Raw genomic sequence first — 13,909 nt, forward strand, 5'->3', positions numbered from 1 at the left:
CTTGAGCTTGCGCGCGCCCCACATCGGATGGGCCAGATGGGCAGCGCGGAGGTGTTCAACAACGGTGTCAGGGGTTCTGCTAGGGGAGTGGTGTGGTGCTCGAGAGCGTTCACTCAGGCCGGCCCGCCCATCAGACTGCCAGCGATGTAACCACTTGTATGCGGTGGCAGGTGCTATGTCGAACTGACGGCATAGCGCCCGGATATTAGCGCCTTCTTGCGAGGCGAAAAGCACAAACTCGGTACGTAATGACATGGCAGATCTCTCATCCCACGGCATAAGCAGCTCCACACAGAAGTACTCATACCTAAGTTGTAGTGTCTACCATGTCCCCGAACAAGTGTTCACGATGTCCCCGGTCTGTACACTCCCAAAGGGCGAGGGAGTAATCCGGTGTCGTGGGTGAGCCTGTGCGGCTGCGGAAAGAATGGCGGAATATCAACGGGCTCGATCGGTTCCCTCTCCTGGGGGAGAGGGTTAGGGTAAGGGGACTACCTCTTTACCTGCATTAACCACTGAGCAATAAACTGCGCAATTGCCTCAGGCTGATTGATATCTAACAACGACACAATACCTTCTATCTTCTTGTCGCTGGCTACAGCAATAACGTGCTGATCCAGCATGTCTGCAAGAGGTTTACCGACCTCCTCGCGATAGAGAACAATTTTGCTGATCTGCTCATGCTTGAATCCTTCCACCAGGATCACATCCACCTGACTATGATCGAATCTGCTGGCCAGATACTGAAGATCCAAAGGCTGTTGCTCTGGGGTTTCGGTCATCAATGCCCAGCGCCGATCGCTGGCAACCAGCGTCTGGTCTGCACCCGCCTTGCGTAGTTCATAGCTGTCCTTACCAGGCGTATCCACATCCATATCATGGTGAGTATGCTTGATCAGTCCAACGCGTATCTGCTGCTGTTTTAATAATGGGATCAATTGCTTAAGTAGCGTGGTTTTACCTGTACCGCTATAAGCGGCGATAGCCAGCAAGGGGGGTAATGCATCCGTCATTGAGCGCTCTCCTTTTCCTGTTGCCACTGTTGGCAATCTTCCGGCGTATTCAAATTACGGAAGGCATCTTGCTGCTCACTGAATACCACCGGCTGAGCACCGATAGCTGCCATGAACAACATCAATTTACGTTCCCCTTGACCCAGATAGTGACTGAGCCTATCTACCAGGCTGGTATGCAGTAAGGCGAATGTTGGATGATCGCGTTCACCATCGTTGGCATAGGCGGCCAGAGCGTTGCCTTTATGCTGCCACAACTGCTCTACCAGATTGAGAGGATAATCGGGTACATCACAAGGAGCGCAGACAATCCATGGTGTGCGGGCATAAGTGAGACCTGCCAGGATCCCGCCCAGGGGACCAGGGTAATCTGCCGTCAGATCGCCGACGACTGGCAAACCGCTTTGCCGATAACTCTGCTGATTGCGGTTGGCGCTGATGATCACCTGGCCCACTTGCGGTATTAATCGGCTCAGCACGTGCTGGTACAGGGTTTTATCCCCCACTTGCACCAATCCCTTATCTTTCCCTCCCATACGGGTAGAGCGTCCACCGGCCAGAATAACGCCGGTTATATTTGCATGCATTGTCATCATCCAGCCCCTCTCCAATGCCCTGATTGTAGCGCTAAACCTGTTTAGACATCATGATTTACCTTTATTGACACGCTGGTTCTTTCACTACGCAGTTAAGCCTGCTACTTTGTGGGTTTATCACTTCACTGGATGATATCTTGATATGAAAACGCATCGCGTCAACGAGCTGATTGAGCTTTTACACCCGGCCTGGCAGCAGGATCCCGATCTCAATCTGATTCAGTTTTTGCAAAAACTGGCGCAGGAAGCGGGTTTTCAGGGTGAACTAGGCGAACTGAGCGATGACATCTTGATCTACCATCTGAAAATGCGCGGCAGTGCAGGCACCGAACAGATCCCTGGTCTGAAGAAAGACTACGAAGACGACTTTAAAACGGCGTTGCTGCGTGCCCGTGGCGTGATAAAAGATTAGCATTCATGCGGTGCGGTCATCAGTGGCGGTGATTAGTGCTACTCTTTCTTATTCCTGGCACGCTGTTGTCATCTGGCGAACTGAACGGTTGGTATGAACAACTCGGCATTTAATTTTGAAACCCTTTCCCCCGATCTGATTATGGATGCGCTGGAAGGGATAGGTTTGCGTGTTGATTCTGGGCTGACGGCGCTCAACAGCTATGAAAACCGCGTTTACCAGTTTATGGATGAAGACCGTAAGCGTTACGTGGTGAAATTCTATCGCCCGGAGCGCTGGAGTGCCGAGCAGATCGGTGAAGAACACCGTTTCGCACTGGATTTGTCGCACAACGAAATCCCGGCGGTTGCGCCACTGGTCTTACAGGGAAATACGCTGCACACTCATGCAGGCTTTTTCTTTACCGTATTTCCCAGCGTCGGTGGCCGGCAGTATGAGATCGATAATCTGGAACAGCTGGAGTGGGTCGGGCGTTTTCTTGGCCGCATCCACCAGGTTGGCAGCGAAAGCCTGTTTGCCGTGCGGCCGACTATAGGCATTGAAGAATATCTCACTGAACCTCGGCAGGTTCTGGCCAGCTGTGATTTAGTCCCCAAGGCCCAGCGCGAGACTTTCCTGCGGGCTACGGATACGCTGATTGACGCGATCAAACCGCACTGGCAGCTGGATTGGCAGCCGCTGCGTTTGCATGGTGATTGCCACCCAGGCAATATCTTGTGGCGTGATGGTCCGCTGTTCGTCGATCTTGACGATGCTCGCAACGGACCGGCGATACAGGATTTATGGATGTTGTTGCACGGCGAACGGCGCGATCGGCTGATGCAGTTGGATATTCTGCTGGAAGCCTACGGTGAATTTGCCGAATTTGATCAGCGTGAACTGGCGTTGATCGAACCCCTGCGGGCCATGCGCATGGTGTATTACCTGGCATGGGTAGCACGCCGTTGGCAGGATCCCGCGTTTCCTAAAAGTTTCCCGTGGATGGCGGAGTCTGATTTCTGGTTATCTCAGACCGCGGCATTTACTGAACAGGTTAAGCTGTTGCAGGAACCTCCTCTGCAGCTCATGCCAATGTATTGAAGCGTTAACATAATGGAGAATTTAGTTGTATGAAAAAAATCTGGTTGGCACTCGTTGGTATGGTGATGGCATTCAGTGCCTCCGCTGCGCAATTCAGCGATGGTACTCAATACGTCACTTTGGATAAGCCGGTCACTGGTGAACCACAGGTGCTGGAGTTCTTCTCCTTCTACTGCCCGCACTGCTATCAGTTTGAAGAGACTTTCCATATCTCTGATGCGATCAAGAAAGGGCTGCCTGAAGGCACCAAGATGACCAAGTACCATGTGGAGTTCTTGGGGCCAATGGGTAAGCAACTGACGCAGGCCTGGGCAGTTGCCATGGCTCTGGGTGTAGAAGACAAAATTACTCAGCCAATGTTTGAAGCGATTCAGAAAACCCAAACCGTGCAAACGCCAGACGATATCCGCAAGGTGTTCGTCAATGCTGGCGTAGCTGGGGAAGAGTATGACGCGGCCTTGAACAGCTTCGTGGTGAAATCTCTGGTCGCTCAGCAAGAGAAAGCGGCCGAAGATTTGCAACTGCGTGGCGTGCCAGCGGTATTTGTTAATGGCAAATACATGGTGAAAAACGATGGTCTGGATACCAGCAACATGGACGTTTACGTCAAGCAATTCGCTGATGTTGTTAAGTTCCTGAGCGAGAAGAAGTAACCAGCAGCAAATCACTAACGCCGGTTAATCCGGCGTTTTTTTTACCCTTGTTATTGGCGTTTGAGCCTTTCAAGTAAACTATCTTTTTCCTGCCATAACGTATTCAGCCACAGCTGGAATTTGCGTTTAAATCCTTTGTCATTGAAGTAATCCCCATGCAATGTCTCATCAATCGGCAAGCATTCAATCCTGACGACAATTCGCTGCAATCGCCCACATAACATATCCATAAACGGATGCTCGCGGTTATCTGGGTAGCACAGGGTGACATTCAGGATCTTATCAAATTGCTGGCCAAGCGCACTGAGGGTAAAGGCGATCCCAGCGGCTTTGGGCGTCAGCAAATTACGGTAAGGGGAGCGGGTTTTAATTTTCTTGGCCTCGGTGAAACGAGAGCCTTCAACGAAATTGACGATGGTGGTCGGGCGCAGACGAAACTTGTCGCAGGAGCGGCGCGTGGTTTCGATATCCTGGCCGCGCTTTTGCGGATGCTTGAGTAGATAGGCCCGCGAATAACGCTTCATAAAAGGCATATCCAGCGCCCAGCAGGCGATACCGACAAAGGGAACCCAGGCCAGTTGCTGCTTGAGAAAATACTTATTCATGGGAATGTGGTGGCGGAATAATACACACAGCACCACAATGTCCGACCAGCTTTCGTGGTTGCTGATCAGTAAATACCAATTCTTTTTTTCCAACCCTTGCAGCCCTTGAATATCCCACTGTAGCCAAGGGTTGATGCGCAACAATACCGCCAGGCATTGGCACCAGCACCACATCATCAGGTCGGCAAAGGCGGAAATGTATCGCCAAACGCCGGGCATAGGCAGCAACAGCTTGATGATACCGGCCAGCACAATGGGGATGGAACACAGCATCGTCACGCCAACGGCAAGCAGCGCAGAAAAGATAAAAATAACAGGGGCTAGCAATTTTGGCATGAGTTAAGTGCTGACGGTTAATGAGAACATCGTTGCGTACGTCGGAACGTATCAACAAAAAAATATTTTAGCAGAATACCGGCCAACCACACGTGGCTAAAAGTAAGCGATTTTGACCGGATAGAAATAGCCTGTTTAATGCTATCGGCGTGCAGGTTTCCAATCTTATGCTATGGTCATTGAGGTGCCAAAATTGATTAAACGTGCGATTAAACTCCGGCCCCAGTTATATCCACAAATTGTCTGAAACACGATAAAGAGTAAAACCGCCAAACCTCTCTTTTAACATTGTGATTTCAATAGGATTTTTATTTTTCATTATAACGATATTAGCCTCGTTATAATTCAGTATCTAAACTATGCACAAAGTTATCCACAGGTGCGATCTTGTGGATCGTTTCGCATAATCCCAGCTAATTTGGCCGAAATGCACGCTAAGATTCGTCACCAGCGGCTAGCTATGGCATGCTTACCCCAGTCCTTTTCACGAAAAAGAAACGTTATGGCCCAGATTGCAGAAAACCCATTAATCCTGGTGGATGGTTCCTCTTACCTTTACCGCGCCTATCACGCCTTCCCACCGCTGACTAACTCGGTCGGTGAGCCGACGGGAGCGATGTACGGTGTGCTGAACATGCTGCGTAGCCTGCTGCTGCAGTATACTCCCAGCCATGTGGCGGTGGTGTTTGATGCGAAAGGGAAGACCTTCCGTGATGAGCTGTTTGCCGAATATAAATCTCACCGGCCACCGATGCCGGACGATCTGCGGGCGCAGATCGAACCGTTGCATCAGATGGTTAAAGCCATGGGCTTACCGCTGCTGGTAACGCCAGGGGTTGAGGCCGATGACGTGATCGGTACCCTGGCACTGGAGGCAGAGAAAGCGGGTCATGCCGTTTTGATCAGCACCGGTGATAAAGACATGGCGCAGTTGGTGACACCGAATGTCACCCTGATCAATACCATGAACAACACCATCCTCGGTCCGCAGGAAGTCTGTGACAAATACGGCATTCCTCCCGAGCTGATCATCGATTTTCTGGCGTTGATGGGGGATTCGTCGGACAACATTCCTGGTGTGCCAGGTGTGGGTGAGAAGACGGCCCAGGCGTTGCTGCAAGGATTGGGGGGTCTGGATGCGCTCTATGCCAACCTGGACAGTATTGCCACGCTGAGCTTCCGTGGTGCCAAAACGATGGCCGCCAAGCTGGAGCAGAATAAAGAGGTCGCTTACCTCTCTTACAAACTGGCGACGATTAAAACCGACGTCGAGCTGGATCTCACCTGCGGTGAGCTGGCTGTCAGTCCACCGGATGCCGATAAACTGCATGAGCTGTTTAAACGCTACGAATTCAAACGCTGGATGGCCGATGTCGAAGCCGGTACCTGGTTAGAAAACAAAGGGTCGGGCCGAAAGGCGAGCGCGGCGGCCAAGCCAACCGCAGTGGCGGAAGCACCGAGAGCCGCAGCAGAGGCAACCTTGTCGCAGGAGGGTTACGTCACCATTCTGGATGAGGAAACCTTTGCCGATTGGATGCAGCGCCTGAAAAAGGCCGACGTCTTTGCCTTCGATACCGAAACCGATGGCCTGGATACCTTGACGGCCAATCTGATCGGGCTGTCCTTTGCCATTGAGCCTGGCGTAGCCGCCTACCTGCCAGTCGCCCATGATTATCTGGATGCGCCCCCACAGTTGGATCGTAACCACGTCCTGGCCACCCTGAAACCGCTGCTGGAAGATGAGAAGGCGTTCAAGGTAGGGCAGAACCTGAAGTTCGATAAGAGCCTGCTGGCGCGTTATGACATCGATTTACGTGGTATTGCCTACGACACCATGCTGGAGTCCTATGTGCTCGACAGCGTCGGTGGCCGCCACGATATGGATAGCCTGGCCGATCGTTATCTGGGCCATAAAACCATTACCTTCGAAGAGATCGCGGGTAAAGGGAAAAAGCAGCTCACCTTCAACCAGATTGCCCTTGAAGAGGCTGGCCCTTATGCGGCAGAAGATGCCGACGTAACGCTGCAACTGCATTTGGCGATGTGGCCACAGCTGAAAGAGAGTGAAGGCCTGCTGACGGTATTCAATGAGATTGAAATGCCATTGCTGCCGGTGCTTTCCCATATCGAACGCACTGGGGTGCTGATCGATCCAAATATCCTCGCTACCCACTCCATTGAATTGACCAAGCGGTTGGGCGAGCTTGAGATACAGGCCCATGAACTGGCCGAAGAGCCGTTCAACCTGGCTTCGACCAAGCAGTTACAGGCCATTTTGTATGAAAAGCAAAAGCTGCCGGTGCTGAAAAAGACCCCGGGCGGCGCTCCTTCTACCAATGAGGAAGTATTGGCCGAGTTGGCGCTGGATTATCCACTGCCGAAAGTGATCCTGGAGTATCGTGGTCTGGCGAAGCTGAAAACCACCTACACCGACAAGTTGCCGTTGATGATCAACCCGGTAAGTGGCCGGGTACATACTTCTTATCATCAGGCTGTCACCGCCACCGGCCGCCTGTCATCCAGCGATCCAAACCTGCAAAACATTCCGGTGCGTAACGATGAAGGGCGTCGTATCCGTCAGGCATTCATTGCGCCAGAGGGTTACCGTATTGTCGCTGCGGACTACTCGCAGATTGAGTTGCGCATCATGGCGCATTTATCGCAGGACGCAGGCTTGCTCAAGGCGTTTGCCGAAGGTAAAGACATCCACCGGGCAACGGCGGCAGAAGTCTTTGGTCTGGCGTTGGATAAGGTTACCAATGAACAGCGTCGCAGTGCCAAGGCGATTAACTTTGGTCTGATTTACGGCATGAGCGCCTTCGGCCTGGCTCGCCAGTTGGGGATCCCACGCGGTGAAGCGCAGCGCTATATGGATCTGTACTTCGAACGCTACCCTGGCGTGCTGGAGTATATGGAACGCACCCGCCAACAGGCCGCCGAGCAGGGCTATGTCAGCACGCTGGATGGCCGTCGGTTATATCTGCCGGATGTTCGTTCCAGCAACGGCATGCGCCGCAAGGCAGCCGAGAGAGCGGCGATTAACGCCCCTATGCAGGGCACTGCTGCGGATATCATCAAACGCGCGATGATTGAGGTGGATGCCTGGTTGCAAGGGCCTGAGCAGCCGCTGGTGCGCATGATCATGCAGGTACACGATGAACTGGTGTTTGAAATCCATGAGTCGGCCATTGAACAGGCCAGCCTGCGCATTCATGAGTTGATGGAAAACAGCATGCAGCTGGCGGTTCCGCTGCGGGTGGATATCGGCGTAGGTAAAAACTGGGATGAAGCTCACTAATTACTCAGGAGAGTATTAGGGCCGAGTTAGTGCTAACTGGCGAAAACCTAAGCATTTTTGGTAATTGAGCAACACCCTGCGGCGATAGTTTCGGCTAAATCGCCGCGGTTAATGCCCAGATCGTGTAAGTAAACTACAAAAAATTCTTTTGCAGCGCGAAAAAATGATGTAGAGTTACAGACGTAGGGTACAGAGGTAAGATGTTCTATCTTTCAGACCTTTTACTTCACGTAATCGGATTTGGCTGAATATTTAGCCGCCCCAGTCAGTATTGACTGGGGCGTTTTTTATTGTAAAAACAACGCCAATCCATAGGTTTTTGTTATCCTTCAGCACCAGCCTCCCGCTGCACTCCTGTCTGAATCAGCCGCTTTTCAACGTCCATATCCCGAGTTATGCCATAAGTTTTTATGATGGCTTTTAGTCAAATTTGTAATTAGATAACGAAATCTTCTCTGGTTCGGTGGACGACGGACGTAAAAAAGCCGATGTCTCAGCATCGGCTCGAAATTGCAGGCATTCCCCATCAGACTCACTGCGTAGGGGCGCTGCATGCAGCGCCCTATCATCAATCTGAGCGAGTGGCGGTGATTATTCCCCGCCGAGATCGTCTTCCGGCAGCACTTCCGGTGGGATCTCGTTAAACCAGGTATTCAGCTTCTGGCTAAGTTTATCGACGCCGATCTTTTTCGGTGAAGAGAAGGCTTCTACCTGAATATCGCCCATAAACGACTGCACGGCTTCACGCACCATATTGAGCTGTGCCTTGCGAGCACCGGAAGCCAGCTTATCGGCCTTGGTCAACAGCACCAGCACCGGTGTGCCAACATCAACGGCCCACTGGATCATCTGCTGATCCAGGTCTTTGAGCGGGTGGCGGATATCCATCAACACCACCAGACCTTTCAGGCAGTTGCGCATTTGCAGGTATTCACCTAGCGCCCGCTGCCATTTCTTCTTCATCTCTTCCGGCACTTCGGCATAGCCATAGCCCGGCAGGTCGACCAGGCGGATGCCTTCTTCGACTTCAAACAGGTTAATCAACTGGGTACGACCTGGCGTTTTACTGGTACGTGCCAGGCTTTTTTGATTGGTCAGGGTATTGAGTGCGCTGGACTTACCGGCGTTGGAGCGGCCGGCGAACGCTACTTCAATACCTTCATCCCCCGGAAGGTGGCGAATATCGGGCGCACTGGTGACGAAATGGGTCACATGGTAATTGTAGTTCTTGCTGGTCAAAATTTTTCGTCTCCGTGAGGATGGCTATCTGGTGGGCGATTATAACTGCATCAGCGGCAAAAGGGTGTGTTTCTCGGTTTTTAAGCGATTAACCACAAATTGCTTGTGGCAAACTGGCGCCTGCCGTGTGAGACATTGACCATTCGAATTGGGGGTAATGTCGCTTTATTCGAAAGCAGTAAATATTTTATGCGATATAAAACAATTAGTTATAATTTCGATATGCAGAAAATTGCCGTAAGCCGTCTGTAGGTATCTTGAGCGCACCCCAGAAAAGCGTAAAGTAGGTTGCAAGGCAGGAGGCCAAGGAAACAGGAACATCCAGGAAGGGTGAAAAATCTCAGGGAATACACAGGGCGTGTATAGAGTACCAGGATGATGCCAGATGGAATTGAAACTATTGGTGCCGGAGCGCACGAATAGTACACGGATGAAGAAGTAACGGCAATCGGATGCACGCGGGAAGCGCACTCAGGAAGAGTGGAAGCGAACGGATCGTAACACGGTTGATTTTTTCTTTCAGGATGAAGGACGTAGTTGCAGGGAGCGCGGGTTATCGCAGATGGAAAGACCGGGATGTTGAGTGTGCGCATGGAGCGCGGAGCAAGAATATCCTTCGACTGAAGGAGTGAAAAAGGCGGCAGGTTTTAACCTGCCGCCTTTTTTCTTTGTCTGCTTTCTGCTAGATTCCGCCGCAATCGTATAGCAATTCTATACTGAATCTACATACCTAAGAGTATTAAGCTATGAACCAGCCATCAAAAGCACCTCGCGGCCCACGCAGCAGCGCGGCGACGTCAAAAAGTAAAAAGAAAAGTCGTGTGGAGCTCGATCTGGAAGCTCGCGAGCGCAAGCGTCTGAAAAAGCGCCGTGGCCTGGCTTCCGGTTCTCGCACCCAGAATGACTCTACCAACCAGAAAAATAAAACCGGGTCAGAAGCCAAGGATCCACGTATCGGCAGTAAAGTGCCGGTTGCGCTGGTGGTTGACGCTAAAGTGAAGGCGGCTAAACCGCAGCCAAAACCGAAGGCAGAAAAGCCACCGCGTCTCACGCCAGAAGAAGAACTGACCAAGCTGGAAAACGATGAGCGTCTGGATGCCTTGCTGGATCGCCTGGATGACGGCGCCACGCTGAGTGCCGAAGATCAGGCTTACGTCGATCAAACCCTGGACCGTATCGATGCGCTGATGGAACAGCTTGGCATTGAACTGGGCGATGAAGACGACGAAGAGCAGGAAGAAAAGCAGGAAGATATTCTGAAACTGCTGAAAGGCGGTAACCCGAAAGACGTATTTTAAGCGGTTATGTGGCTGATCCCGGCAATAGCCCTACTGTTGACATGTTATCTACTGTGGTTATTCGGTAAACTGTGGCGGCTGTCGAAGCGCAAAACGCGTTTTCGCAGCGCTTCCGCGGCCAGACAGCGTAGACAACTGCCCATTTCCCGGCCCGGTAGGAAAAAATATCGGAAGGAGTGAGTAAGCATGTCAGAACAGACCATTGTCTGGGATTTGGCCCTGATCCAAAAATATAACTATTCAGGCCCGCGTTATACTTCATACCCCACGGCGCTGGAGTTTAACCAGAGCTACGACGAAGCCGCGTTTCAGCGCGCGGCCAAGCGTTATCCTGAGCGACCGCTGTCGCTGTATGTGCATATTCCCTTCTGCCATAAGCTCTGCTACTTCTGCGGCTGCAATAAGCTGGTTACGCGCCAGACCCACAAGGCCGATGAATATCTGACCGTGCTGGAGCGTGAAATCATCGCGCGTGCGCCTTTGTTTGCCGGCCGCAAGGTCAGCCAATTGCATTGGGGCGGCGGCACACCGACCTATCTTGATAAACAGCAAATCAGCCGTCTGGTCGCCATGCTGCGCCAGCACTTTGATTGCCAACCCGATATGGAAATGTCGATCGAAGTTGATCCACGGGAAATCGAGCTGGACGTGCTGGACCACCTGCGTGCCGAAGGCTTCAATCGCCTCAGCATGGGGGTGCAGGACTTCAATAAAGAAGTGCAGCGCCTGGTTAACCGCGAGCAGGATGAAGAGTTCATTTTTGCCCTGATCGCCCGGGCCAAGGCACTAGGCTTCAACTCGACCAATATCGATCTGATTTATGGCCTGCCGAAGCAGACGCCAGAGAGCTTTGCCTTCACGCTGCAACGCGTGGCGGAGCTGAATCCGGATCGCCTGAGCGTATTCAACTACGCCCATATGCCGAACCTATTTGCTGCCCAGCGTAAAATCAAGGACGCCGACTTACCTAGCGCCCAACAAAAACTCGATATTCTGCAGCAAACCATCGCTTCGCTGACGGAGTCAGGCTATCAGTTTATCGGCATGGACCATTTTGCGCGGCCAAACGATGAGCTGGCCATTGCGCAGCGCGAAGGTAAGCTGCATCGCAATTTCCAGGGCTACACCACCCAAGGGGACAGCGATCTGCTGGGCCTGGGGGTTTCCGCCATCAGCATGCTGGGGGATAGCTACGCGCAGAACCAGAAAGAGCTGAAGGTGTATTACGCCAACGTGGAAGAGCAGGGGAACGCTCTGTGGCGTGGCCTGGCGATGACGGAAGATGACTGTCTGCGCCGTGATGTGATCAAAACGCTAATCTGTAATTTCCAGCTGGCCTATCAGCCGATTGAGCAGCAATACGGCATCACGTTTGCCGATTACTTTGCGTCCGATCTGGAATTACTGGCGCCGTTTGAACGTGATGGGCTGGTGGAACGCGATGAGCACGGTATCCGCGTCACGCCTCGTGGGCGTTTGCTGATCCGTAATATCTGCATGTGTTTCGATATCTACCTGCGTAAACAGGCCCGCGCACAACAGTTCTCCCGGGTGATCTGACGTACAACACCACGGCTGCAACGGGCGGCTGTGGTGTTAACTGAAGAAATTAATCAGTGCGGCGCACAACACTGTGGCAACGGCCGCCTGCGGTGAGTGGCTGACGGCAGAGCCAACGTCTGCGCCTTGGGTAAGAAAGACGATAAGTGTATCCAGCATCAAAAACCTCCTGAGTGTGCGCTTCGATCATACTGCTGCCGCCTACCCGGTAAAAGTCTTCAATCGCTGGTTTTTTGTGCGCTAGATTGTATTTTTAATCATCAATTACCCCTCACACCAACCCTCTCAGGGAGCCAGACAGCTAATGTGGCACTGCTCCCGTGTTGAGGTCAGGTGCGGGAATTAACGGTAGCACGTTCGGTTCCCTCTCCTTTTGGGAGAGGGCTAGGGTGAGGGGTATTTACTCCATTCCCAATTCTTTCAACTTGCGCGTCAAGGTATTGCGGCCCCATCCCAACAGACGGGCGGCTTCCTGCTTGTGCCCTTGGGTATGGCGTAGCGCCGTCGTGAGCAAGGTACGCTCCATTTCTGGCTGAGCTTCGGACAACAGGTTTTGATGACCGGAACGTAACGCTCGGTCGGCCCACTGTGCCAACAACGTGGCCCAGCTGTCCGGCAGGCCGTGGCTGCTGGTTTCGGGAGCTGCGGTTTCAAACAGCTCTGAAGGCAGATCCTGGATCAGCACCTCTTGCCCGGCGGCCATCACGGTCAGCCAGCGGCAGGTGTTTTCCAACTGGCGCACGTTGCCTGGCCACGGCAAACGGGTGAGGGCAGTTTCGGTTTCCGGATGCAGGTTCTTCGCTTCAACCCCCAACTCTTTTGCAGCTACCTGTAGGAAATAGCGCGCCAGACGTGGAATATCCTCACGGCGTTCACGCAGCGGCGGCAGATGCACGCGGATCACGTTCAGGCGGTGGAACAGATCCTCACGGAATTTACCCTCCTGGACGCGTAACTCCAGGTTCTGGTGGGTCGCAGCAATGATGCGCACGTCGACCTTCACCGGAGCATAGCCGCCAACGCGATAGAACTGGCCGTCTGCCAGCACGCGCAGCAAGCGAGTTTGCACATCCAGCGGCATATCCCCGATCTCATCGAGGAACAGCGTACCGCCATCGGCCTGCTCAAAACGACCCTGACGGATCTGATTGGCTCCGGTAAACGCCCCTTTTTCATGGCCGAACAGCTCGGATTCGATCAGGTCTTTAGGGATCGCGGCCATATTCAGGGCGATAAACGGTGATTTGGCTCGTGGGCTATGGCGATGCAGCGCATGGGCAACCAGCTCTTTCCCTGTTCCCGACTCCCCGTTGATCAGCACGCTGATGGAGGAACGCGACAGACGGCCGATGATGCGAAACACGTCCTGCATGGCTGGTGCTTCACCAATAATATCGGCCACGGGATCGTTGGCAGGTTGGCTGCGAGCCGGTTGCTGCTGTTCCTGATAATGACTGATGGCACGCTCTACCAGCGCGACGGCCTCATCAATATCAAAGGGTTTTGGCAGGTAGTCGAATGCGCCCTGCTGATAGGCGCTGACCGCCGCGTCCAGATCCGAATGTGCCGTCATTATGATGACCGGGAGCATCGGGTGACGCTGTTTTATCTGCTTGAGCAGCGCCAGACCGTCCATCCCCGGCATGCGGATATCAGACAGCAGCACGTCGGGAGTTTGCGTTGCCAATGCTTCCAACACGGCATTGCCGTTATCGAAGGTGACGCTGTTCAGTCCGGCCCCGGTGAGCGCACGCTCGAGCACCCAGCGGATGGAGCTATCGTCATCGACGATCCAGACTATCCCTCGTTGCATAGCAAA

Annotated in this window: 13 protein-coding genes; 6 read left to right on the forward strand and 7 right to left on the reverse strand. The window is 52.9% G+C overall.

The annotated features are described in order from the left end of the window. The 3 genes from U869_RS30405 to mobA all read right to left on the reverse strand — a co-directional run. On the reverse strand, positions 1–291 hold a 291-nt coding region (locus tag U869_RS30405), incomplete at its 3' end, for a helix-turn-helix domain-containing protein (RefSeq protein WP_232785318.1). A gap of 200 nt (positions 292–491) precedes the next feature. Further along, the gene (mobB, locus tag U869_RS0103180) at positions 492–1,013 is read right to left on the reverse strand and encodes a molybdopterin-guanine dinucleotide biosynthesis protein MobB (RefSeq protein ID WP_025121258.1); all 522 of its coding nucleotides are present in this window, start codon (positions 1,011–1,013) and stop codon (positions 492–494) included. Further along, a complete protein-coding gene (mobA, locus tag U869_RS0103185; RefSeq protein ID WP_025121259.1) occupies positions 1,010–1,600 on the reverse strand; it encodes a molybdenum cofactor guanylyltransferase MobA in 591 nt (196 codons plus the stop codon). The genes mobB and mobA overlap by 4 nt, the downstream gene beginning before the upstream one ends. A 151-nt stretch (positions 1,601–1,751) precedes the next feature. Here mobA and U869_RS0103190 point away from each other — a divergent pair, with 151 nt between their 5' ends. The 3 genes from U869_RS0103190 (at position 1,752) to dsbA (ending at position 3,754) form a co-directional block, all read left to right on the forward strand. After that, positions 1,752–2,021, forward strand: a complete 270-nt coding sequence (locus tag U869_RS0103190; RefSeq protein WP_025121260.1) for a YihD family protein — start codon at positions 1,752–1,754, stop codon at positions 2,019–2,021. Positions 2,022–2,114: 93 nt separating this feature from the next. Continuing rightward, positions 2,115–3,101: a serine/threonine protein kinase gene (locus U869_RS0103195; RefSeq protein WP_025121261.1), complete on the forward strand. Its 987-nt coding sequence runs from the start codon at positions 2,115–2,117 to the stop codon at positions 3,099–3,101. A gap of 29 nt (positions 3,102–3,130) precedes the next feature. Further along, entirely contained in the window at positions 3,131–3,754 is a 624-nt protein-coding gene (gene dsbA, locus U869_RS0103200; RefSeq protein WP_025121262.1) for a thiol:disulfide interchange protein DsbA, read from the forward strand. Between the two features lie 50 nt (positions 3,755–3,804). Here dsbA and U869_RS0103205 read toward each other — a convergent pair whose 3' ends face one another. Beyond that, positions 3,805–4,695, reverse strand: a complete 891-nt coding sequence (locus U869_RS0103205; RefSeq protein WP_025121263.1) for an acyltransferase — start codon at positions 4,693–4,695, stop codon at positions 3,805–3,807. A gap of 502 nt (positions 4,696–5,197) precedes the next feature. Here U869_RS0103205 and polA point away from each other — a divergent pair. Continuing rightward, positions 5,198–7,993, forward strand: a complete 2,796-nt coding sequence (gene polA / locus U869_RS0103210) for a DNA polymerase I (RefSeq protein ID WP_025121264.1) — start codon at positions 5,198–5,200, stop codon at positions 7,991–7,993. 591 nt (positions 7,994–8,584) lie between these two features. On the opposite strand, the gene yihA is transcribed toward polA, so the two are convergent. Further along, positions 8,585–9,232: a ribosome biogenesis GTP-binding protein YihA/YsxC gene (gene yihA, locus U869_RS0103215; RefSeq protein WP_025121265.1), complete on the reverse strand. Its 648-nt coding sequence runs from the start codon at positions 9,230–9,232 to the stop codon at positions 8,585–8,587. A 746-nt stretch (positions 9,233–9,978) separates the two neighbouring features. On the opposite strand from yihA, the gene yihI reads away from it, so the two are divergent. Beyond that, a complete protein-coding gene (gene yihI / locus U869_RS0103220; protein ID WP_025121266.1) occupies positions 9,979–10,530 on the forward strand; it encodes a Der GTPase-activating protein YihI in 552 nt (183 codons plus the stop codon). Positions 10,531–10,716: 186 nt separating this feature from the next. Further along, complete coding sequence (gene hemN / locus U869_RS0103225; protein ID WP_025121267.1) at positions 10,717–12,090, forward strand: oxygen-independent coproporphyrinogen III oxidase; 1,374 nt, start codon at positions 10,717–10,719, stop codon at positions 12,088–12,090. A 36-nt stretch (positions 12,091–12,126) separates the two neighbouring features. On the opposite strand, the gene U869_RS32105 is transcribed toward hemN, so the two are convergent. Then, the gene (locus U869_RS32105) at positions 12,127–12,249 is read right to left on the reverse strand and encodes a YshB family small membrane protein (RefSeq protein WP_137751101.1); all 123 of its coding nucleotides are present in this window, start codon (positions 12,247–12,249) and stop codon (positions 12,127–12,129) included. A gap of 241 nt (positions 12,250–12,490) precedes the next feature. Continuing rightward, complete coding sequence (gene glnG / locus U869_RS0103235; RefSeq protein WP_025121268.1) at positions 12,491–13,903, reverse strand: nitrogen regulation protein NR(I); 1,413 nt, start codon at positions 13,901–13,903, stop codon at positions 12,491–12,493. Positions 13,904–13,909 lie beyond the last annotated feature (6 nt).

It is taken from the genome of Serratia sp. H1w (assembly GCF_000633355.1).
Classification (GTDB): domain Bacteria; phylum Pseudomonadota; class Gammaproteobacteria; order Enterobacterales; family Enterobacteriaceae; genus Chania.